20 protein-coding genes and 2 tRNA genes are annotated in these 21,457 nt (G+C 43.0%); 8 read left to right on the forward strand and 14 right to left on the reverse strand.

All coding sequences use genetic code 11. The features are described from left to right. Window positions 1–3: 3 nt before the first annotated feature. Together ACTL4S_RS03130 and ACTL4S_RS03135 are read right to left on the reverse strand one after the other, a co-directional pair. Complete coding sequence (locus ACTL4S_RS03130; protein ID WP_004646314.1) at window positions 4–780, reverse strand: metallophosphoesterase family protein; 777 nt, start codon at window positions 778–780, stop codon at window positions 4–6. Further along, a complete protein-coding gene (locus ACTL4S_RS03135) occupies window positions 761–1,699 on the reverse strand; it encodes a diacylglycerol/lipid kinase family protein (RefSeq protein WP_034438446.1) in 939 nt (312 codons plus the stop codon). Before ACTL4S_RS03135 ends, ACTL4S_RS03130 begins: the two co-directional genes overlap by 20 nt. Window positions 1,700–2,116: 417 nt before the next feature. On the opposite strand from ACTL4S_RS03135, the gene ACTL4S_RS03140 reads away from it, so the two are divergent. Both ACTL4S_RS03140 and ACTL4S_RS03145 read left to right on the forward strand, forming a co-directional pair. Then, complete coding sequence (locus ACTL4S_RS03140; RefSeq protein WP_005246943.1) at window positions 2,117–3,946, forward strand: phosphoenolpyruvate carboxykinase (GTP); 1,830 nt, start codon at window positions 2,117–2,119, stop codon at window positions 3,944–3,946. A 134-nt stretch (window positions 3,947–4,080) separates the two neighbouring features. Next, window positions 4,081–4,503: a hypothetical protein gene (locus tag ACTL4S_RS03145; RefSeq protein WP_085064784.1), complete on the forward strand. Its 423-nt coding sequence runs from the start codon at window positions 4,081–4,083 to the stop codon at window positions 4,501–4,503. Between the two features lie 74 nt (window positions 4,504–4,577). Here the strand turns inward: ACTL4S_RS03145 and ACTL4S_RS03150 are convergent, their stop codons facing one another. Next, a complete protein-coding gene (locus ACTL4S_RS03150) occupies window positions 4,578–5,246 on the reverse strand; it encodes a class I SAM-dependent methyltransferase (protein ID WP_441298730.1) in 669 nt (222 codons plus the stop codon). A 159-nt stretch (window positions 5,247–5,405) separates the two neighbouring features. Beyond that, on the reverse strand, window positions 5,406–6,254 hold the full coding sequence (folD, locus tag ACTL4S_RS03155) for a bifunctional methylenetetrahydrofolate dehydrogenase/methenyltetrahydrofolate cyclohydrolase FolD (RefSeq protein WP_441298731.1): 849 nt from the start codon (window positions 6,252–6,254) through the stop codon (window positions 5,406–5,408). 153 nt (window positions 6,255–6,407) lie between these two features. Between folD and ACTL4S_RS03160 the strand changes: the two genes are divergently transcribed. Further along, window positions 6,408–6,481, forward strand: a tRNA-Cys gene (locus tag ACTL4S_RS03160). Between the two features lie 10 nt (window positions 6,482–6,491). Beyond that, window positions 6,492–6,577 (forward strand) — tRNA-Leu (locus ACTL4S_RS03165). Window positions 6,578–6,729: 152 nt separating this feature from the next. Here ACTL4S_RS03165 and ACTL4S_RS03170 read toward each other — a convergent pair. The 3 genes from ACTL4S_RS03170 to ACTL4S_RS03180 form a co-directional block, all read right to left on the reverse strand. Then, window positions 6,730–7,632, reverse strand: coding sequence for a helix-turn-helix transcriptional regulator (locus ACTL4S_RS03170; RefSeq protein ID WP_441298732.1), 903 nt, complete (start codon window positions 7,630–7,632; stop codon window positions 6,730–6,732). Window positions 7,633–7,785: 153 nt separating this feature from the next. Next, window positions 7,786–7,989: a hypothetical protein gene (locus ACTL4S_RS03175; protein WP_004646307.1), complete on the reverse strand. Its 204-nt coding sequence runs from the start codon at window positions 7,987–7,989 to the stop codon at window positions 7,786–7,788. Between the two features lie 215 nt (window positions 7,990–8,204). Further along, entirely contained in the window at window positions 8,205–9,197 is a 993-nt protein-coding gene (locus ACTL4S_RS03180) for an NAD(P)H-quinone oxidoreductase (RefSeq protein WP_441298733.1), read from the reverse strand. A gap of 130 nt (window positions 9,198–9,327) precedes the next feature. Here ACTL4S_RS03180 and ACTL4S_RS03185 point away from each other — a divergent pair, with 130 nt between their 5' ends. Then, window positions 9,328–9,672 (forward strand): thioredoxin family protein, encoded by a 345-nt coding sequence (locus tag ACTL4S_RS03185; protein WP_071850594.1) that lies wholly within the window; start codon window positions 9,328–9,330, stop codon window positions 9,670–9,672. Between the two features lie 69 nt (window positions 9,673–9,741). On the opposite strand, the gene ACTL4S_RS03190 is transcribed toward ACTL4S_RS03185, so the two are convergent. The 3 genes from ACTL4S_RS03190 to cysD all read right to left on the reverse strand — a co-directional run bounded on the left by ACTL4S_RS03190 (window position 9,742) and on the right by cysD (window position 12,836). Further along, entirely contained in the window at window positions 9,742–10,014 is a 273-nt protein-coding gene (locus tag ACTL4S_RS03190; protein WP_004279462.1) for a hypothetical protein, read from the reverse strand. Window positions 10,015–10,159: 145 nt separating this feature from the next. Next, on the reverse strand, window positions 10,160–11,773 hold the full coding sequence (gene cysN, locus ACTL4S_RS03195; RefSeq protein ID WP_441298734.1) for a sulfate adenylyltransferase subunit CysN: 1,614 nt from the start codon (window positions 11,771–11,773) through the stop codon (window positions 10,160–10,162). Between the two features lie 148 nt (window positions 11,774–11,921). Beyond that, window positions 11,922–12,836, reverse strand: coding sequence for a sulfate adenylyltransferase subunit CysD (gene cysD / locus ACTL4S_RS03200; RefSeq protein WP_004730252.1), 915 nt, complete (start codon window positions 12,834–12,836; stop codon window positions 11,922–11,924). Window positions 12,837–13,159: 323 nt separating this feature from the next. On the opposite strand from cysD, the gene ACTL4S_RS03205 reads away from it, so the two are divergent. From ACTL4S_RS03205 to ACTL4S_RS03215, 3 genes are all read left to right on the forward strand, one after another. Further along, complete coding sequence (locus ACTL4S_RS03205) at window positions 13,160–13,702, forward strand: hypothetical protein (RefSeq protein WP_004646300.1); 543 nt, start codon at window positions 13,160–13,162, stop codon at window positions 13,700–13,702. A 313-nt stretch (window positions 13,703–14,015) separates the two neighbouring features. Continuing rightward, the gene (locus ACTL4S_RS03210; protein ID WP_005096292.1) at window positions 14,016–14,651 is read left to right on the forward strand and encodes a YqiJ family protein; all 636 of its coding nucleotides are present in this window, start codon (window positions 14,016–14,018) and stop codon (window positions 14,649–14,651) included. 37 nt (window positions 14,652–14,688) lie between these two features. Beyond that, window positions 14,689–16,395, forward strand: coding sequence for a flotillin family protein (locus ACTL4S_RS03215; RefSeq protein WP_253148026.1), 1,707 nt, complete (start codon window positions 14,689–14,691; stop codon window positions 16,393–16,395). A gap of 65 nt (window positions 16,396–16,460) precedes the next feature. Here the strand turns inward: ACTL4S_RS03215 and sucD are convergent, their stop codons facing one another. The 4 genes from sucD to odhB form a co-directional block, all read right to left on the reverse strand. Then, the gene (gene sucD, locus ACTL4S_RS03220) at window positions 16,461–17,351 is read right to left on the reverse strand and encodes a succinate--CoA ligase subunit alpha (RefSeq protein WP_004646291.1); all 891 of its coding nucleotides are present in this window, start codon (window positions 17,349–17,351) and stop codon (window positions 16,461–16,463) included. Window positions 17,352–17,363: 12 nt separating this feature from the next. Further along, the gene (gene sucC / locus ACTL4S_RS03225) at window positions 17,364–18,530 is read right to left on the reverse strand and encodes an ADP-forming succinate--CoA ligase subunit beta (RefSeq protein ID WP_085064490.1); all 1,167 of its coding nucleotides are present in this window, start codon (window positions 18,528–18,530) and stop codon (window positions 17,364–17,366) included. A 170-nt stretch (window positions 18,531–18,700) separates the two neighbouring features. Then, the gene (gene lpdA, locus ACTL4S_RS03230; protein ID WP_253159196.1) at window positions 18,701–20,131 is read right to left on the reverse strand and encodes a dihydrolipoyl dehydrogenase; all 1,431 of its coding nucleotides are present in this window, start codon (window positions 20,129–20,131) and stop codon (window positions 18,701–18,703) included. A 99-nt stretch (window positions 20,132–20,230) separates the two neighbouring features. Next, complete coding sequence (gene odhB / locus ACTL4S_RS03235; RefSeq protein ID WP_004279435.1) at window positions 20,231–21,445, reverse strand: 2-oxoglutarate dehydrogenase complex dihydrolipoyllysine-residue succinyltransferase; 1,215 nt, start codon at window positions 21,443–21,445, stop codon at window positions 20,231–20,233. Between the last annotated feature and the right edge of the window lie 12 nt (window positions 21,446–21,457).

Here is a 21,457-nt window from a genome sequence, read left to right on the forward strand (position 1 = left end):
CGTCTATTTATTCGGCAGATCAGCCTTCAACATAAAGGCTTGTGCCACTTCATCGAATAAATATTGAGAAATTTTTCCTGTGGCATCAATCAGATTAAAGCTGTTCGGTTCATCTTTATGTAGACGATTTGACGCAGAAGTCCCTGCATGTACATCATATACAGGATGATCCATCCCCAATCCGAACATCTGATTCAAATCATAAATCGCCGGTTGATGCAGATGCCCATGCAACACCGCAAACAGACCATGCTCTGCCCAGGCCTCTAAAGCAATTTTGGCCATCAATGGGCTGTCCTTGAAACCGCGCTTATTTTGAAAAGGCACATAAAAAGGCTGATGGCTGACAATGATTTTTAATTTGGAAGCAGGCGCCTGCGCCAGCGTCAGGTCAATACGCTGAATCTGCTCAAGGGATAAATGCCCTTTGGTATGATATCGACGTCGGATCGAATTCACCCCAATCAGATAAAAATTTTCAGTTTCAAATATTGGCTCCAATTCACCAAAAAAAATCTGGTAACGGGTAAATGGATTGAAAAGCCGATTCCACAAATGATAGAGCGGAATATCATGATTCCCCGGGATCACCATATAAGGCGTATTGAGCTGATCTAAAAATTTTTTGCAGGCAAAGAATTGACCCAAACGTGCGCGCTGAGTCAGGTCACCACTGATGACGACGGCTTCAAGTGGATGGGTCTGACAGAAATGCCGAATCGCTTCTAAACACTCCGGCTTCTCTGTTCCAAAATGCAGATCAGACAGATGCAGGATCATGTGGCACCATTACGTTTAGGCTATCTTTTAATACAGAAATATTGAGTGGCGGGGCCATTTCCACAATTTCCCCATCAATCGCTACCATCAGTTTCTTGGCTCGGGATTCGATTCGAACTTGATCGGCTGCAAAACTATAAACATCCGATGCCTGGTCAATCTTGCCACGAATCAGCTGATACACTAGCTTAAATAAAGTAAGCTTATCACTTTTAGAAACTACAACTCCCGCCACTTTGCCTTTTTCAGCCGCTTCTGCAATGCGCATTTTCATATCCGCCAGTTGCAAGGGATTATTGCCAAAAAAAATCAGTGGTGTTTTTACCGGATATTTCTTTTGATCCACCCAGATTTTTAGTTTTAATTCTTTACGGTCGCGAATTAAAACATCCAGTGCAGAAGTATAGGCATGTAGCGGTAAGCGACCAAAAATACGATTATAGTCTTCACGTTTTTTAATAAATAAAGGATATAGACCTAAACTGGCATTATTCAGATAAATTTCCTGATTGATACGAGCAACATTCATACGTTGTGGCTGTCCTGTCGCAATCACTTTTGCCGCTTCAAGCAAATCCAGCGGAATCCCCAATAATCTCGCCACATAGTTAAAAGTCCCTAAAGGCAAAATACCGACAGGAATTTGCGTATTCAACACATGTTTGGCGACTGTATTTAAAGTGCCATCTCCGCCTGCCGCAACGATGATTCCTGACTCGCTAGATGCCAAATGCTGTTCAAGCACCTCAACCATAATTTTATCAAATTGCTGTGAATCATTGATTTCATAAGCTTTAGTTTGATAACCCTGCGCTGAAAATATATCGATCAGCTGTTCATAAATGCCTTCTGGCCCCTGTATGCGAAAACCAGCTTTATGATTAAAAATCAGCGATAAGGGTTTAGATTGATTAGACATTTTTCGCGCAATTTCATTGAAGCCTATTGGCATTTTGTCCAATTCATAGACAATTAACAGTGGCTTTATGTAAAATTCAAATGGCAACCATTTATTTAATCAATAATGAATATTAGAGATCTTATAAAATTAAGATAATGATTTTAATATTAATTTTTAAAATAAATACCATTCATCATTTAAATAAATAGAATCAATAATTCAAATATTTAGTTTTATCTCGTTGTTTTACTTATATTTATAAATAAAATAGCATTATATTCCAAAAGAAATCTAGCACTTCTTTGGTCTTATTTTTTTTATCATTTTATGCTTTAATACAGCCACTTTTTTTCATATTTCATCTGGGCGATATTTTTTATTGCTCGGATTGTACTTTGTACATCTAATTTGTACACATTTGAGATAGGCCTCACCATGACCCAAGTGAACGCACCAGAATTCGTTCGTCACCCTAAGCTTATTGCTTGGGTGGAAGAGATTGCTAAATTAACAAAACCAGCAAAAATTGAATGGTGTGACGGTAGCGCAGAAGAATATCAACGTTATATCGACTTGATGATCGCTAACGGCACAATGCAAGCGCTGAATCAAGAAACTCATCCTGGTTCTTATCTTGCAAATTCTGATCCTTCTGACGTAGCACGTGTTGAAGATCGTACTTACATCTGTTCTGAAAACAAAGACGATGCTGGCGCGACCAACAACTGGGAAGCACCTGCTGTCATGCGCGAAAAATTGAACGGTTTATTTGACGGTTCAATGGCAGGTCGTACACTTTATGTGGTTCCATTCTCAATGGGTCCATTGGGTTCTCATATCGCTCATATCGGTATCGAGTTAACTGACTCTCCTTACGTTGCAGTAAGCATGTCTAAAATGGCTCGTATGGGTAAAGCTGTTTATGACGTTCTTGGTACTGACGGTGAATACGTTCCTTGCGTACACACTGTAGGTGCTCCGCTTGCGAACGGCGAAAAAGATGTTGCATGGCCTTGCAACAAAGAAAAATACATTGTGCATTACCCAGAAACTCGTGAGATCTGGTCTTATGGTTCTGGTTATGGCGGTAACGCATTGTTGGGTAAAAAATGCCTGGCATTACGTATTGCATCATTTATGGGTCGTCAACAAGGCTGGTTAGCTGAACACATGCTGATCCTTGGCGTGACCAATCCACAAGGCGAAAAACACTACATCGCAGCTGCATTCCCATCTGCATGTGGTAAAACAAACTTCGCTATGTTGATTCCACCAGCTGGCTATGAAGGCTGGAAGATTGAAACTGTAGGTGACGATATTGCCTGGATCAAACCAGGTGAAGACGGTCGCTTATATGCAATCAACCCTGAAGCTGGCTTCTTCGGTGTAGCGCCTGGTACCAATACCAAAACCAACCCGAACTGTATGGCAACCATGCACAAAGACGTGATTTATACCAACGTTGCTGTGACTGACAACGGTGAAGTTTGGTGGGAAGGTCTGACTAAAGAAGCGCCTGCTAACTTGACTAACTGGAAAGGTCAACCACACACTGGCGAAGAAAAAGCAGCGCATCCAAACGCACGTTTCACAGTATCTGCTGGTCAATGCCCTTCTATTGACGCTGACTGGGAAAATCCAGCTGGCGTGCCAATTTCTGCGTTCATCTTCGGTGGTCGCCGTGCAGACACTGTGCCTCTAATTTCAGAAGCATTTGACTGGGTTGACGGTGTTTACAAAGCTGCAACGATGGGCTCTGAAACAACTGCTGCTGCTGTTGGTCAACAAGGTGTTGTTCGTCGTGACCCGTTCGCGATGCTTCCATTCGCGGGCTACAACATGGCAGATTACTTCACGCACTGGTTAGAAATGGGTGAGCAAGTGGGTGCGAAAGCTGCTGCTGCTGGCAACAAACTTCCAGGTATCTACAACGTGAACTGGTTCCGTCGTGATGCTGAAGGCAACTTCGTATGGCCTGGTTTCGGTCAAAACATGCGTGTTCTTGAGTGGATCATTGACCGTTGTGAAGGTCGTGCTGATGCTGTTGAAACACCAATCGGCCTAGTTCCTACTTACGAACAGCTGAACTGGACTGGTTCTGACTTCACTAAAGAACAGTTTGACCTAGTAACTTCTCAAGACAAAGATCAATGGATCAAAGAGCTTGAAAGCCATACTGAATTGTTCGATAAGTTAGGTGAGCGTTTACCGGAAGCGTTAAAAACTCGTCAAGCAGAACTTATTGCTGCGGTTAAATCTGCTTAATTGCTGATTTAATTAAAAAAGGTCGCGTAAGCGGCCTTTTTTATTGGCTGTTTAAACAATTGATCACAATTGACCAGAGCAGCAGTTTAAGCAAAATATGGCATACTTAAGCCAAGACTTCAGGAACTATAAATATGAAAAGAACAACAGTAATTTTGGCTATGGCTGCGAGCAGTTTCGTACTGAGTGCATGTCAGACCACACCCCATCAATTCAATGGACAAAGTGGCTATGAAATTCTGGAACGTTCAGGCAATACAGCAACCTTGAGCTACACCCTCTCAGGACGACCAAGCCAGGATGAAAATCGCTTGCAAGCCGCTTGCAGACACGTATTAGGAAATTCCAAAACTTACAACATCCAGATTTTAAGCACCAATGAAATTTCCAATCCAACTTCGGAACAGGAAAACTACGGCCGCCAACTGGGTAATAGCCGCACGCAAATCAGCTTGAGCAATACGCCTGATTTACATAATAGCGAGAACCCGGGTGCACGCGAAGCTTTAGAAGCCCGCCCTACGACCATGCGGGTTATTCGTTATACCTGTTCTTAATATCTGATACTTAGTTACTTAATCAGAGTAAGACAATCAAAAAGGGCCTAGTGCCCTTTTTGATTTTTTTAAATTTAACGTGTTTTATAGAAACTGACATTACGAAATTCGGGCGATTCATCCAAATCCGGCCAGGTCGTCGCACTACGCTCATCCAGTTTTTCATATTGAGGATGACTAAAGTTTTTTACCCGACTGTCTGCAACCCACACCTCAGGTGCAAATTTTAAAAACTCATCCAGGAAGAAACGGTTACATTGATCATAGAGCACATCTGCGGCTAATAAAATATCCACTTTCTCTGCCTTATATAGGTCATCCAGATATTCAAGCTCGACATCATTTAGCTCTGCATTGGCACGACAGGCATCTAGACTAACTTGATCGATATCACAGCAGATCACACGTTTTGCACCTGCCATTTTCGCCGCAATGGCAACTACGCCCGATCCCGCCCCAAAATCCAAAACTACTTTGTCTTTAACATGATGCGGCTCTGCCCATAGCCACTGCGCCATCGCCAAGCCTGAGGCCCAGCAAAAGATCCAGTATGGTGTATCATTCCAAATGCGACGAATCACCTCATCATCCAGCTTATCTGTTGGGAATACTGGCGGAATCAGCCACAGGGAAATGGGTGTATCCGGCAATTGCTGTGCATGTAGCTCACAGTGTGGAATCACATCATGCAAGGCTTGGAGTAAATGCTCAGGGGCTTTAGGGAATTGGAAGGTACAGCTCATTGGATTTTTATTCTTAGATAGGCAAAATTTTAGTTTCAAATATGAAAGTCAAATTAATAAAGAAAGTTCCCTCTCCTTTTTAAAGGAGAGGGCTAGGGAGAGGATTATTTTTAAGACCCTCACCCCGAACCCTTTCCCACAGGGAGAGGGAGAATAGGCTTAACCTAACGCTTTCTCAGCAGCTTCAACCGTTTGACGGATTAAAGTGGTAATCGTCATTGGACCTACACCACCCGGAACTGGTGTGTAAGCAGAAGCAATTTCTTCAATGCCAACAAGTTGGATATCACCAACACCACCGCCATCACGTGGATGGAAACCAGCATCAACAACCACTGCACCTTGTTTGATCCAGTCTTTTTGAATTAATTCTGCTTTACCTACCGCACCGACAATGATATCTGCTTGCTTAACAAAGCTTGCAAGATCTTGAGTACGTGAATGGCAAATGGTTACGGTTGCATTCGCTTCTAGCAGCATCGCTGCCATTGGTTTACCCAAAATTGCAGAACGACCGACAACTACTGCATGTTTACCTGCAATTTCAATGTTATGTTCTTTCAGGATGGTCATGATACCCGCAGGCGTCGCTGAACCATAGGCTGCTTCGCCCATTGCCATACGACCATAACCAAGACAAGTGACGCCATCTACGTCTTTTTCAAGCGAGATTGCATCGAAACAGGCACGCTCATCAATTTGAGCTGGAACCGGATGTTGCAGCAGAATACCGTGCACATCAGGATTTGTATTTAATTTTTCAATTTCAGCCAATAATTCTTCAGTTGTGGTTTCTTTAGGAAGTTCCACTTTGAGTGAATCCATACCAACACGGCGGCAGGCATTGCCTTTCATGCGAACATAAGTTGCAGATGCGCCATCGTCACCTACCAAAATCGTCGCAAGAATTGGAGTACGACCTGATTTTGCTTTCAGCGCTTCTACGCGAGTAAACAAGTCAGCTTCAATTTGCTTCGCCAATGCACGACCGTCTAGAACTAATGTCACGGCACTTCTCCCAAGTGTTGATATGAATCAATTTTGCACATTCTACATGAATAATTTAAATATTTTCCGCCAGATGATGTTTTTATGCGCATACAGATGAATACACTATTGTTTTTTTTCCTGAGCTTGCTAATATACGCATCAACAAGACGCGGCGGGGTGGCAGAGTGGTCATGCAGCGGACTGCAACTCCGTGGACGCCGGTTCGATTCCGACCTCCGCCTCCATCTTGTTAAAGCCCGAGTGGTGAAATCGGTAGACACAGGGGATTTAAAATCCCCCGCCCACAAAGCGTGCCAGTTCGAGTCTGGCCTCGGGCACCATTCTTCTACTACAGAAAGATGGTGCAAATAAAGAACCCAGCGAAAGCTGGTTTTTTTATGCCTGTAATTTAGTAAATCAAAAAAATAAGTAAATTAAATTTCCATTTAAAGCATGATCATTAATTAAGCTACCCTGCTCTACGTTCTCAATATCATCCAGCAGAACGTAAATATCCCTGCAAATCCTGTTCCAGTTTTTGCTGGAAATGAATCGGCTCAATAATTTTCACATAAGGCAACCAGTAACGCACCAAAGGTAGCAACTGCATTTCATGACGAATCTGGCAACTAATCACTAACTCTCCAGTCCCAGTTTCCTGCTCGATCTGCTGTTCTGGAAATAAACGGCGCTCTTTAAAAAAGACCGCGACTCCAGGTTGTACCCTGATTAAGACTTGCTGCTTTTGCTGCCCAAACCAGATGCTGTCTTCATCTGCCAGCATTTTCAGTATTTCAGGATCATGCGCAAAGCTCTCCGCCTTAGAAACCAGCTTGAGCTGTTGCACCTGACTTAAGCGATAAGTGCGCAACTTGTCCTGATCTACGCCCACCAGATACCAGATACCATGATGGTGAATCAAGCGATAAGGCTTAATGATTCGCAATTGATCTGAATATTGCAACTCAACCTGCTGACGTTTATAGATTGCGCTTGCAAGCAACTTGAAATGTTCGGCAAACTGTTTGGCATCTTCAAAATAATAGCCTTTTGCCGAAAATACCTGATTTGCCCGCTCATCCAGCAATTCACGCATAAAAGACATATCCAGCTCCGGATACAGCTCACTGATCCCCGAAAGCTGGGCAAAGGTCTGGATATCCTGCAATTTAAACCGCCCTAAATAAGAGGGTTCCAGATAATATCGTTTCTGTTCATCTTGAAGTAAGGGTAAGTAAGAGCCTAGACGATCAAAATCACGCTCAATGGTACGGGTGCTGACTTGAAATTCTGCAGCTAGCTCTGCAGCCCGGAGTTGATATCCGACGTTTAATTTGGTCAAAATTCTGGCTAAACGCTCTGCAAGACGCTCATGTGTTGAAGCTGGGCGCTTCATAAATCCCCACTTAATACATTCTCATGTACTTATTTATCGCTAGATGTTGAATGATTATACTGAATGCCGATCAATGAATAATATTAGGACAAAGTCTAAGATATTTTTTTGCATCAGATCTTGACCCTTTATTCACCCTAAAAATACAAGATCTTATTTGGATTTTCTGGATGCTTTCTTGCTTGAATGACGATTTTGTATTGTTAATCTTTCTATATAACGCTCCAGATGCAGCATCGCCCGATACATTTTATGTAACTCTACCCAGCTGATGGTTCCGCGAATAATCATTTTATGAATACGTCGTAATGCTCTTAAACTATGTTTTGAACTATATGCTGTTGAAATAATTTTCATCTTATTTTCCCTCTCACATTCATGTGAATGTTTAACCATTTGGTCGGAATTATCTATACATGCAATTTACGTGTCATAATTGACAGGTTGTGTCGAACAGTTAACATTTTTTAATTTTTATTCAAGATTTTATATATTTATTTGTAATAATATTTTACTTAAAATTAAAAAAAGCCAGTAAAATTACTGGCTTTTTTTGAATCACTTATCTCGTATTAAATAATTTCAACTACAACTTTACCCACATGCTCTCCAGTATCCATTATGGCATGGGCATCCTGAATCTGATCGAACTTAAACGTTTTATAGATCATCGGGAGACATTCGCCTTTTGCCCACAATGGTGCAATCTGCTCTTTCAGGCCTTGTGCAATTTCCGCTTTTTCAGCCGTGCTGCGTGCACGCATGGTCGAACCGGTAATGGTCAGACGTTTCATCATGATTTGACCCAGTTTGACTTCTTTGGCCTTGGCACCACCCAAGAAAGCGATATAGACCAGACGTCCATCACGGCGCAACAAATTCAAATTACGCTCTAAATATGGTGCACCGACCATATCTAAAATGACATCGACACCACCATTGTCAGTGGCTTCATTAATAACTTGCTCAAAGTCCTGAGTTTTATAATTAATAGCCGTGGTTAAATCAGAAATAGCCGCAACTTTTTCATCTGAACCGACAGTTGCAAAAGTTTTGATTCCGAGTGATTTACACAACATTAAAGCAGTCGTACCAATCCCGCTCGTTCCACCATGTACCAGTACAGTTTCCCCTGCTTTGGCCTTACCCATCTGGAACACGTTCGCCCATACAGTAAAGAAAGTTTCAGGAATGGCCGCTGCCTGTACAAAACTTACGCCTTCAGGAATATTCAAGGTCTGGCTTTCAGGTATGACGCAATATTCAGCATAACCGCCACCATTGGTCAAACCACAGACTTGATCACCAACTTTAAACTGACTTACATCACTACCAATCGCAACCACCTCACCTGCCACTTCCAGGCCAGGAACTGGCGTTACCCCTTTCGGCATCGGATATAAGCCTTGACGCTGCAGGATATCTGGACGGTTAATACCAAAGGCATGAACTTTCACCAGAACTTCATCTGCTTTAGGTTCAGGTACAGTCACCGTTTCATAAGCGAGTTTATCGACACCACCTGGTTCTGTAATAATGACTTGCTGCATGGTTTGTTGCGACATGATTTCTTTCCCTAATCTATGCATTTCATATATCTTGGACTTATTTGAACATAGTTAGCATGAGGAATGAAGCTACATCGGACTTATGTATAATCGGGGGACTATTCAGGAAATTGATAATAGGCCAACCATGACCCAAGTGATCGAATATAACGAAAACAATTACAGTGATTTTGAGTGGTTTGAAGGTTTTGCTGTGATTCGCTTTTATGCAGACTGGTGCAAGCCTTGTGTTCAGAATTTTCCGGTCTTTGCCGAACTGGCGACATACTATACTGAGGTAAATCCTGAGATTAAATTTGGCAAGATCAATGTAGATCAGTCTCCGATTTTGACCTTGCGCTATAATGCCTATGGTTTGCCTTCTACGCTTATTTTTAGAAATGGAGAAATTATTAAAAGGATTGCAGGCGTGAAAAGTTTAACTGAAATGAAAGCAATTCTGGCCTTAGTCCTCAATGATTCTTATGAATAATTATCCATCTAAAGCTAAATCTAACAAAAATATTTCTTTTAGCTCGCTATAAAAATACGGAGACTTTAATTAACTACGCCCTTTATATTCCTTTACCATTCGATCACTCACATCTTCCGGATAACACAGCGGCGCATATCCGCCTGCACGATTATAAGCACTACGCTTACCACAACGACTACCATTACTTGCAGTATTGTAAGGACACGGACAATTTCCCGGATAATTCTCAATCGACTGCTGGATTATTTTTTGCTTGATTGCTTCAACGCTTTGGCTGCTCTGTTTGGCTTCAGCTCCAAAAGCCACACACAAGCCAGCCAGCAATATTAATTTTTTCATATATTCCCCAAATCTAGGGAGTATTGTATTAATTGACTAGTAAATTGAAAGATCACATTTTGACTAATCGAATGATTTTCATGCAATCAAAATTTAGGCAATAAAAAACCCGCTTTTCAGCGGGTTTTTTTAAATCAGCCCAGTCTTATAGACGAACCAATTCCACAATCTTCTCAGCAAGCTCTTCAACTGCTTCAGCAGTTAAAGTCATGTCTGTACCTGCAGCATCGGTAATTACAACCACACCAGTTTCACGAACCAGTGCAACCTGCTCCGCATTCAAACCTGCTTTAGCAATAGCAACGATCCCTTGCTGAATCAGCAAGCTTTCTAGCGCCTGAGCATTTTCCAAAGCTTTAGCAGTTACAGTCACCGCAGCAGGTTTTTGACCCAAACGTGCCGCACGTGCTTCTGCAGTGACAGGCTCATCGTGTGCAGACCATTCAACTGATTCTTCCACCATACCCGCACCAATCGTCACGTTATTCAAACGATCGATGAAGATAAACGAACCGGTGAAACGGCTGTCTTGATAACGGTCAAAGACCACTGGTGCATCAAATTCAACAGTCACATTGGCAATAGCATTTAGCTCAAGCTTATCCACCTGAACTTTTTCCAATGTGTTAACGTTGGTACGGTAATGAATTGCCGTTACTTTTGCCGGAACAGTTTGCGTACCAATCTTAATGTTGTACAGCTTGCCAATCACCAGCGGTTGATCAGCCATCCACACTACAGTCGCTTGAACTGAACGTGAAATATTTGGAACCGCTTGATCAGCACGAATTAACACGTTACCACGTGAAATATCAATTTCATCGTTAAGCGTTAAAGTCACTGCCTGACCTGCAACTGCATGCTCAAGGTTGCCATCAAAAGTGACAATTTCTTTAACAGTCGATGATTTACCAGAAGGCAAAGCTGTTACGGTATCACCAACATTGATATCGCCAAGTGCGATCGTACCGCAGAAACCACGGAAGTCGAGGTTCGGACGATTGACGTATTGCACAGGGAAACGGAAATCCTGCTTCGCTGAACTACGGTTAATTTCCACCGATTCAAGCGTACCCATCAGCGTTTCACCAGTGTACCACGGCGTATTGGCTGACTTGTTCACCACGTTATCGCCATTCAGTGCAGAAATAGGCGTAAAAATGATATTGCTTGGTTTGCGATCGCCCAATTGTGCAACGAATGCCGCATATTCAGCCTGGATTTCATTGAAACGTGTTTCAGAGAATTCCACCAAGTCCATCTTGTTGATTGCAACAATGATGTTTTTGATACCGAGCAAACTCGCAATAAAAGTATGACGACGCGTCTGGGTTTGCACGCCATAACGCGCATCAATCAAAATGATTGCAAGGTCACACGTCGACGCACCTGTCGCCATGTTACGGGTGTACTGTTCGTGTCCCGGCGTATCCGCGATAATGAACTTACGTTTTTCAGTCGAGAAATAACGATAGGCCACATCAATGGTAATGCCTTGCTCACGCTCTGCTTGTAAACCATCGACCAGAAGCGCCAAGTCAGGTGCATCACCTGTCGTACCGACTTTTTTCGAGTCACGGGTCACGGCCTGTAATTGATCTTCATAAATCAATTTTGAATCGTATAGCAGACGACCGATTAACGTCGATTTACCATCGTCCACGTTACCGCAAGTCAGAAAACGCAACAGGTCTTTATTTTCATGTTGTTTCAGATAGCCCAAGATATCTTGGCTGATTAAATCAGATTGATGAGACATCGCTCAAAGCTCCACATATTCTTTAGAAATCGGTTTTTAATCCCTCTAAATCGCCCTTTAGAAAAGGGAGACTTTACTCCGCTTTTTAAGCCCCTCTTTCTCAAAAAGGTGAGCAGCACTGCTGCGCAAGGGAGATTTTAGGGGGAGATTAGAAGTAGCCTTCCTGCTTCTTCTTCTCCATCGAGCCTGCTTCATCATGGTCAATCATACGACCTTGACGCTCAGAACTGGTTGCCAGCAACATTTCCTGAATAATTTCCGGCAAGGTATTGGCTGTAGATTCCACAGCACCTGTTAATGGATAACAACCCAACGTACGGAAACGTACCGATTTCATTTGTGGAACTTCACCTTCTTTTAAAGGCATACGTTCATCATCAACCATAATAAGTGTGCCACTACGTTCAACCACAGGACGTTCTGCAGCCAAATAAAGTGGTACTAATGGAATACTTTCCAAATAGATGTATTGCCAGATATCCAGCTCAGTCCAGTTAGATAACGGGAATACACGAATACTTTCGCCCTTGTTCACTTTACCGTTGTAAAGATTCCAAAGTTCTGGACGCTGGTTTTTCGGATCCCAACGATGTTTCGAATCACGGAATGAATAAACACGTTCTTTCGCACGTGATTTTTCTTCATCACGGCGCGCACCACCAAAAGCAGCATCAAAACCGTATTTATCCAGAGCCTGTTTTAAGCCCTGAGTTTTCATGATGTCGGTATATTTAGAACTACCGTGGTCGAACGGGTTAATACCTGCCTCAACCCCTTCTTTATTCTGATGCACGATCAAATCGAAACCATGGGTTTTCGCCATGTTGTCCCGGAAAGTGATCATGTCTTTAAACTTCCAGCCTGTATCGACATGTAATAATGGAAATGGAAGTTTTGCTGGGTAGAACGCTTTTAGCGCAAGATGCAGCATGACCGCTGAATCTTTACCAATCGAATACAGCATGACCGGATTTTCAAACTCGGCAGCAACTTCGCGGATGATATGAATACTCTCAGCTTCAAGCTGTTTGAGATGAGTAAGTCTTTCCTCATTTAACGACATGGACAACACCAGCTTAGAAAAACGTGTACTTATGACACTTTTGAAAATTTATATTCATTATAGTGATTTACTTATCCTATCCATTGCTTGTTTTATGATATTGATATATCAAAAGCTCATATAAAAATTCATCAATAATGAATATCAGTTTTTATGAATCAATAATTTGCACAATTCAAGCGAGGATATTGTGTGGTAGAAGTATATATTAACCTGTCGCTAAACCAATAAAATCCTAGGAAAATAATCTAAAGTAGTGGTTCTCAAATAGTTAAAAAATTACTAGAGTAAGACTCAATTCTCCCTCTTGATATAATTCATTTATGCCCTATAGCGCTTTTGATCTCACCACTGTAAAAACCCGTCTGGAACAGGCCCAGCTTGCTGGTTATATTTATCAGCACCAGCAACATATTTTGGTCTTGCAAGAACCTTTCAGTGATGATGGCAAGCCTTTAAATATCTATCTGCAACACGAGCTGACCGCGGATCAAATTGGATTACAGTTTGGTCTGCGTTTGCAAGAAGGTCATTGGGAATTTCTAATCGGCGTTACTTATAGTAACCAGAACGCAGCTTACGAAATTGGTGCTGGCAACCTCAAAGGTGATCAAAAAGCCTTTAACTTATTATATGCCTTTTATAATTATCCTAAAGCGTTCTATCTAGTGGCATTACCTTTGACAACCAACAGTCAGATTTTGGAGCAAACCTTGCAAAAGCAGCTTTTCAAGCAGCCTGATCTCGACTTCCTGAATACTGCAGTCAAGGTCAATCCTATGGGCGAACAAGTCAAATGGATGCAACACTATATTCTGCAACAGACTCTAGATATGAAAGTCCGGATTCAGACTGCCCTACTTTAAACTTGAACAGAAAAATTTGGAGATACTCAGGTCGATGTATCTCTATACTTTCTCAGGCAAGCACACACAGAATGCCATGCTATTCAGAATTCCTATTGCCGCTATGGCATCACTTGCTCAAACATCCAGTTAGCTTCTTATAGTTTACTATTAACTTTAATAGTTCAATAATTATTAAATACATAATATATTCAATCCTTGTTTATAAGGTTTTTTGTTATTTTTTTGCATACAAAATTAATAATTACTGCTATCGTTATAGCATCAGAGGCTTCCTTACACTTTTCCTAAAACATAATTATAGAGATAAAAAATGTGGGAACTGTTTACTCATCCGTCAAATATCGTATTTAGTATCAGCCTGAGTCTGATGCTGATGTTTGCTGCACTGGAATGCATATTACTGCTGCTCGGTGGCGGCTCGCAGAATATGTTAGAACAGTTTTTGCCTGAAGACCCCCTGCAACCAGAAATTAATCCGGATCAACATCCCGGCTTTTTCACCAAAGTATTTGACTGGTTATATCTGGGACGTCTGCCTTTATTTATCTGGCTCATCATTTTTCTGACCAGTTATGGCCTAAGTGGTTTATTGATTCAGGGAATATTTGAACGCCTGACCAGCCAGCTCTTCAATGTATGGCTAATTTCCCCAGCCTGTCTGTTTCTGTGTATGCCGATAGTGCGCTGGCTTGCCATGGCTGCCAGCAAGCTTATGCCTCAAGATGAAACTTCTGCCATTTATAGTGACGAGCTTATTGGGCGTACCGCAATCATTATTCTGGGTGATGCCAAAGTCAACTCTCCTGCGCAAGCCAAAGTCCGGGATCAGCATGGCCAGACCCATTATGTTTTAGTCGAACCAGAAACCAATCAAATTTTAAATCAAGGTCAGAATGTCGTACTGACCCATAAAACCAAAAATGGCTTTCAAGCCACTGCACTCTAATTTTATTCAGCCAGAACCAAACTGAGACTTTATAACAATGTTAACTTTTGATTTATATAATATTTTAATTATTTCTGGAATTATTTTTGCAGCACTGGTGACCTTCGGTCTCATCATTGCGCGCCTATACCGCCGCTCCAGTAAAGAAATCTCCTTTGTGCGTACCGGTTGGGGTGGTGAAAAGGTGATTTTGGGCGGAGGCGCAATCGTGCTCCCAGTCTTGCATGAAATTATTCAAGTCAATATGAACACCCTGCGTCTTGAAGTGCGCCGTGCAGATGATCAGGCACTGATTACCCGTGACCGTATGCGCGTGGATGTCATGGCTGAATTCTATGTGCGGGTCAAACCTACCGCAGATTCAATTGCCACCGCAGCACAAACCCTTGGTCAAAAAACCATGTCACCGAATGAACTGAAAAATCTGGTGGAAGGTAAATTTGTTGATTCACTGCGCGCAGTGGCGGCAGAAATGGCCATGGAAGAACTGCATGAAAAACGCGTCGATTTCGTGCAAAAAGTTCAGCAAGTCGTTTCAGAAGATTTACATAAAAATGGTCTGGAATTGGAAACCGTTTCCCTGACTGGACTGGATCAGACCGGATTTAAATACTTCAATCCGCAAAATGCGTTTGATGCTGAAGGTCTGACCAAGCTCACTGAAACCATTGAAGACCGTCGTCGTAAGCGCAACCATATTGAACAGGATACCGATCTGGCGATTAAAACCAAAAATCTGGAAGCTGAACAGGCGCGCCTGCAAATTATTCGTGAAGAAGAATATGCCAAACTGCAACAAGAACGTGAAATTGCCATTCGCCGTGCTGAACAGCTGGCTGAAATTGCCGCTCAGGAAGCCGGCAAAAAACGTGAAGCAGAAGAAGCACAAATTGCCGCTGAACGAGAAGTCGACCTCAAGCGTATTTTAGCGGCCCGTGATGTAGAAAATGAGAATATCCAAAAAGCGCAGCTGATTCAAAAAGCCCAAGTCGAACAAAAGAAAACTATTGAGCTGGCCGAACAGGATCGTGCCATTGCCATTGCAGAAAAATCTCGCGCCGAATCTGAAGCCAAAGCGCAAGCCGATCAGGCACGTGCACAAGCGGTAAAAGCGGAAGAAGAAGTCATCACTGTACGCCAAATCCAGCAGGCAGAGCGTCAAAAAGCGGTTGAGCTGGTCGCAGCCAAAGAACACGCAGAAAAAGATGCAATTGCGATTACGGTTGCCGCTGAAGCCGGAAAACAAGCCGCAGCAGATGATGCAGAAGCAGTGCGGATTGCGGCTGAGGCGGAAGCAGAAAAAGTCCGCCTTAAAGCCAAGGGCGAAGCGGATGCGAAAATTCTACTGGCTCAGGCAATGGAGAAACAGTATCAGGTGGATGCTGAAGGTACACGTGCGGTCAATGAAGCCAATAACGTCCTGTCACCTGAACAGGTCGAAATGCAGATTCGTCTGGCCATGCTGAAATACTTGCCTGAAATTATCAGAGAAAGTGTCAAGCCAATGGAGAATATTGATGATATCAAGATTCTCCAGGTGAATGGCCTACATGGCGGTCATGCCGGTGCCTGTCAGGCAGATGCCCATCATGAGAATAGTAATGTTGCTCTTTCAGATCAGGTGGTGAATAGCGCCCTGCGTTATCGTAGCCAGGCACCGCTCATTGACAGCCTGATGAGTGAGCTCGGTATTCAGGGTGGAGATATTAATGGGATGACCCAAAGCCTTAAAGCTAAAACTTAAAAATAGACTGAGATATAAAAAAGCTCCCATCTGGGAGCTTTTTTATTAAAGGTCTAATGTGAATATCAAACTAAACCTTTATCTTTTAATACTTGCAGCATGGTTGAACCAAGTTCGGCTGGACTACGTGTATACGCCATACCCGCACGCTCAAAGGCAGCAAACTTTTCTTCTGCTGTGCCCTTACCACCTGAAATAATCGCACCTGCGTGACCCATACGTTTGCCTTTAGGTGCAGTCACACCCGCAATATAACCAACAACTGGCTTAGTCACATTCGATTGAATATATTCCGCAGCTTCTTCTTCCGCAGTACCGCCAATCTCACCAATCATAATGATAGCTTCAGTTTGTGGATCTTCCTGGAACAGTTTCAAGCAGTCAATCTGGTTCATGCCCGGAATCGGGTCACCACCAATACCGATACAGGTCGACTGACCTAAACCGAGTTTTGTAGTTTGCGCCACAGCCTCATAAGTCAGTGTGCCTGAACGTGAAATAATCCCGATTTTACCGGGCTGATGAATATGTCCCGGCATGATCCCGATTTTACATTCACCCGGCGTAATAATACCCGGACAGTTTGGCCCGATCAGACGTGTGCCATTACCATTGGTTTCCAGATAACGCTTGGCTTTGAGCATGTCGATGGTCGGTACACCTTCAGTAATTACCACAATTAACTCAATGCCAGAATCAACCGCTTCAACAATAGAGTCCAGTACAAAGGGTGCCGGAACATAAATCACTGAAGCATCTGCACCTGTTTCTTTCACTGCTTCACGCATGGTATTAAATACAGGCAATTCTAAATGGGTTTGACCACCTTTACCCGGGGTTACACCACCCACGACTTTAGTGCCGTAGGCTAAAGCCTGTTCAGAATGGAATGTACCGTTTTTGCCTGTAAAGCCCTGTACCAATACTTTAGTGTCTTTATTAACTAATACGCTCATGTTAGATACTCCTTAAGCTTTTACAGCAGCAACGATTTTTTCTGCAGCGTCAGCAAGACCATGTGCAGAAATCAATTTCAAACTTGATTCATCCAGTAATTTTGCACCCAGTTCCGCATTGTTGCCTTCGAGGCGAACAACCACAGGAACTGTCACATTTACTTCCTGAACCGCTGCAATAATTGCTTCAGCAATCATGTCACAACGTACAATTCCACCAAAAATATTAATCAATACACCCTGGACAGAGTGATCTGCCAAGATAATTTTAAAGGCTTCAATCACACGCTCCTTGGTCGCACCACCACCCACATCCAGGAAGTTGGCTGGTTGACCGCCATACAGCTTAATAATATCCATGGTTGCCATGGCAAGACCGGCACCATTGACCATACAACCAATGTTACCCTCAAGTGCCACATAGTTTAGATCAAACTCAGAGGCTTTTAACTCACGTTCATTTTCTTGAGACTTATCACGCAAAGCAGCCACTTCAGGCAAACGGTACAGTGCATTCGAATCAATTCCGATTTTGGCATCGACACACAGAATGTCGCCGTTTTCACGCACAGACAGCGGATTGATTTCGAAAAGTGCAAAATCATTGTCTACAAATGCCTGATAGGCAGCCGTCATGACTTTAACAAATTGATTGATTTGTCCATCTTTGAGTTTAAGTGCAAAAGCAACTTCACGCGCCTGAAATGGCATTAGACCAACTAAAGGATCAACCTCAACTTTAATAATTTTTTCAGGGGTTTCTTCGGCCACTTTCTCAATTTCAACACCGCCTTCAGTCGATGCCATAAAAGTGATGCGGCGAGTCGAGCGATCCACCACAGCGCCCAAGTACAGCTCGCGCTCAACCGGATAAACATCCTCAGAAACTAAAATGCTATTGACCGGCTGACCATTGGCATCAGTCTGATAAGTCACCAAGCGTGAACCAATAATCTGGTTGGCATATTCAGCAGCCTCAGTAGCCGATTTCACTACTTTTACCCCACCAGCCTTACCCCGGCCACCCGCATGCACCTGTGCTTTCAATACTGCAAACTTTCCACCCAACTGCTCGAAAGCATGCACCGTTTCATCGGCATTGGTGGCAAGTATCCCTTCCTGTACAGGCATACCATATTTTTTTAATAGCGCTTTTGCTTGATACTCATGTAAATTCATTGAATAACCTTTTATTACTTCTTTGCCTTGTTATAACCCACTAGCACCCAGACGTCCGTCAAAGCAGTACCAGCATTTCTTAAAATCGTTATCTTTATTTTTAGATGATTGTTCCAATAAAAACAACCATGAAATGTAAAAAGAGCGACCTAAGTCGCTCTTTTTTCGAATTACTTACGCTTACGTTGGATCGCGTGAATCGCACGCCCATCAACTGCAAGTGCAGCTTCATGTACCACTTCAGAGAATGTCGGGTGACCGAAAGTCATCAACTGAAGATCTTCAACTGAAGATACAAACTCAAGCGCGATCATACCTTGGTGAACGATATCAGACGCAGCAGGTCCAATCACGTGCATACCGAGTAAACGATCCGTTTTTGCATCAGCAACAAACTTCACGAAACCGGCATTTTCACCCGCAGCCATTGCACGACCGTTCGCAGCAAAACCAAATTGACCAGTTTTTACTTCATGGCCTTTTTCTTTTGCTTGCTCTTCTGTTAAACCTACCCACGCCGCTTCTGGGTGTGTGTAAATTACAGAAATAATCGTGTCGTAGTTTACTTGTGCAGCGTGACCGTGAATACGCTCAACTGCCATTACGCCTTCTTCCATTGCTTTATGTGCAAGCATTGGACCACGTACCAAGTCACCAATTGCGTATACACCTTCAACTGAAGTTGCACACCAATCGTTTACTTCAACCAGACCACGTTCAGTCAGTTTGATACCGCAATCATCAGCCAATAAACCTTCAGCATATGCGCGACGACCGACACAAACGATTAGTTTATCGAAAGTTTGAGTTTTGTCTTCGCCACCTTGAGTGTACTTAACCGTAACTTCACGACCGTTAACTTCAGTGCCAGCAACTTTTGCACCTACACGGATATCAAGACCTTGTTTAGTCAAAACTTTTTGGTAGTCTTTTGCCAATGCCTTATCAGCCATTGGTAGGAATGCATCCATTGCTTCAAATACAACAACTTCCGCACCCAAACGACGCCACACAGAACCAAGCTCTAAACCGATAACGCCCGCACCAATCACACCTAAACGCTTAGGTACTTCTTGGAATTCAAGCGCGCCAGTAGAGTCAACAATGATGTCTTGATCTACAGGAGCTACAGGAATATTTACAGGTACAGAACCAGTCGCAAGAATCACGTATTTAGGTTCTAAAATTTGAGTTTCGCCTTCGTGAGACACAAACTCAACTTTTTTACCTGCAAGTAATTTACCTGTACCTTTTAACCATTCGATACCATTACCTTTTAGAAGGCCATCGATACCCATAGTCAATTGGTTTACGATTTTGTCTTTACGAGCAAGTAATTTTTCAAGGTCAAACTTCACTTCACCTGTAGTAATACCATGGTCATCTAGGTGATGAACGGTATCTTCATAACGGTGTGAAGAATCAAGTAAAGCTTTAGACGGGATACAACCCACGTTTAAGCAAGTACCGCCTAAAGATGGCTTGCCTTTATGAATACGTTTTTCAATACACGCAACTTTGAAACCAAGTTGAGCTGCACGAATTGCTGCTTCGTAGCCGCCCGGGCCACCACCAATTACGACTAAATCGAATTGAGACATGTTTATCTCCAACTAATCCCCCTTATTAATCCCCCTTTTCCAAAGGGGGATCTTCCCCTCTTTTTAAAGAGGGGTTAGGGGAGATTTTTAATGAATAAATTACAGATCAAGGATCAGACGCGCTGGCTCTTCTAACAATTCTTTGATTGTTACAAGGAAACCGACTGCTTCTTTACCATCGATTAAACGGTGGTCATAAGACAGTGCAAGGTACATCATTGGCAAGATTTCTACTTGACCATTCACCGCCATCGGACGTTCCTGGATTTTATGCATACCCAGAATCGCAGTTTGTGGTGTATTTAGAATTGGTGTAGAAAGCAATGAACCGAAAGTACCACCATTAGTAATAGTGAATGTACCGCCAGTCATATCTTCGATACCCAGTTTACCGTCACGTGCCTTGCCAGCATATGCACGGATGCCGTTTTCAACTTCAGCATAGTTCATGCGGTCTGTATCACGAAGTACAGGAACCACTAGACCACGCTCAGATGAAACTGCAACACCGATGTCGTAGTAACCGTGATACACGATGTCATCGCCATCAATTGAAGCATTTACCGCTGGATAGCGTTTAAGTGCTTCAGTTGCTGCTTTAACGAAGAATGACATGAAGCCAAGACGCGCACCATGACGCTTCTCGAATGCATCTTTGTATTGAGCACGCATTTCCATGATTGGTTTCATGTTCACTTCGTTGAACGTAGTCAACATTGCAGTTTCTTGAGTCGCTGCAAGTAAACGTTCAGCAACACGCTTACGAAGGCGAGTCATAGGAACACGTTTTTCGATACGCTCGCCCACTGCAACGCTTAATGGTTGCGCTGCAGGTGCTGCCGGTTTCGCTTGATGATTTGCCACATCTTCTTTAGTGATGCGACCGCCACGGCCTGTACCTGCAACGTCAGCAGCTGCAACACCAGATTCAGTCAATGCTTTACGCACTGCTGGAGCCTGATCCTGTACTTGTTGACGTTCAACGATCGGTGCATTACCCGCTTCAGTTTGCGCAGCAGCTTGTTCAACTTTCTCTTCAGACTGAACTGCTTGAGTTTGCGTAGCGCCAGAAACAGCACCTTCTTCAAACTGTGCAATGACTTCAGCTGAAAGAACAGTATCGCCTTCACCTTTAATAATAGATGCAAGTGTACCGTCTGCAGGAGCAACAACTTCTAAAACAACTTTATCAGTCTCAATATCGCAGATCACTTCATCACGTGACACTGCTTCACCTGGTTGTTTGTGCCAAGTTGCGATCGTACCGTCCGCAACTGACTCTGGGAATACCGGTGCTTTAATTTCGGTTGCCATTACTTAGAATCT

Source organism: Acinetobacter lwoffii (assembly GCF_052078135.1).
Lineage (GTDB): Bacteria > Pseudomonadota > Gammaproteobacteria > Pseudomonadales > Moraxellaceae > Acinetobacter > Acinetobacter lwoffii_Z.

Excerpts from the sequence above, each read along its gene's own strand:
- ACTL4S_RS03130 (WP_004646314.1), bottom strand. The coding sequence starts at position 780 with ATGATCCTGCATCTGTCTGATCTGCATTTTGGAACAGAGAAGCCGGAG.
- ACTL4S_RS03145 (WP_085064784.1), top strand. The coding sequence starts at position 4,081 with ATGAAAAGAACAACAGTAATTTTGGCTATGGCTGCGAGCAGTTTCGTA.
- lpdA (WP_253159196.1), bottom strand. The coding sequence starts at position 20,131 with ATGTCTCAATTCGATTTAGTCGTAATTGGTGGTGGCCCGGGCGGCTAC.
- cysN (WP_441298734.1), bottom strand. The coding sequence starts at position 11,773 with ATGTCTCATCAATCTGATTTAATCAGCCAAGATATCTTGGGCTATCTG.
- ACTL4S_RS03180 (WP_441298733.1), bottom strand. The coding sequence starts at position 9,197 with ATGTCGCAACAAACCATGCAGCAAGTCATTATTACAGAACCAGGTGGT.
- sucC (WP_085064490.1), bottom strand. The coding sequence starts at position 18,530 with ATGAATTTACATGAGTATCAAGCAAAAGCGCTATTAAAAAAATATGGT.
- odhB (WP_004279435.1), bottom strand. The coding sequence starts at position 21,445 with ATGGCAACCGAAATTAAAGCACCGGTATTCCCAGAGTCAGTTGCGGAC.
- ACTL4S_RS03210 (WP_005096292.1), top strand. The coding sequence starts at position 14,016 with ATGTGGGAACTGTTTACTCATCCGTCAAATATCGTATTTAGTATCAGC.
- ACTL4S_RS03140 (WP_005246943.1), top strand. The coding sequence starts at position 2,117 with ATGACCCAAGTGAACGCACCAGAATTCGTTCGTCACCCTAAGCTTATT.
- ACTL4S_RS03205 (WP_004646300.1), top strand. The coding sequence starts at position 13,160 with ATGCCCTATAGCGCTTTTGATCTCACCACTGTAAAAACCCGTCTGGAA.
- ACTL4S_RS03135 (WP_034438446.1), bottom strand. The coding sequence starts at position 1,699 with ATGTCTAATCAATCTAAACCCTTATCGCTGATTTTTAATCATAAAGCT.
- ACTL4S_RS03190 (WP_004279462.1), bottom strand. The coding sequence starts at position 10,014 with ATGAAAAAATTAATATTGCTGGCTGGCTTGTGTGTGGCTTTTGGAGCT.
- ACTL4S_RS03185 (WP_071850594.1), top strand. The coding sequence starts at position 9,328 with ATGACCCAAGTGATCGAATATAACGAAAACAATTACAGTGATTTTGAG.
- ACTL4S_RS03170 (WP_441298732.1), bottom strand. The coding sequence starts at position 7,632 with ATGAAGCGCCCAGCTTCAACACATGAGCGTCTTGCAGAGCGTTTAGCC.
- ACTL4S_RS03175 (WP_004646307.1), bottom strand. The coding sequence starts at position 7,989 with ATGAAAATTATTTCAACAGCATATAGTTCAAAACATAGTTTAAGAGCA.
- cysD (WP_004730252.1), bottom strand. The coding sequence starts at position 12,836 with ATGTCGTTAAATGAGGAAAGACTTACTCATCTCAAACAGCTTGAAGCT.
- ACTL4S_RS03150 (WP_441298730.1), bottom strand. The coding sequence starts at position 5,246 with ATGAGCTGTACCTTCCAATTCCCTAAAGCCCCTGAGCATTTACTCCAA.
- sucD (WP_004646291.1), bottom strand. The coding sequence starts at position 17,351 with ATGAGCGTATTAGTTAATAAAGACACTAAAGTATTGGTACAGGGCTTT.
- ACTL4S_RS03215 (WP_253148026.1), top strand. The coding sequence starts at position 14,689 with ATGTTAACTTTTGATTTATATAATATTTTAATTATTTCTGGAATTATT.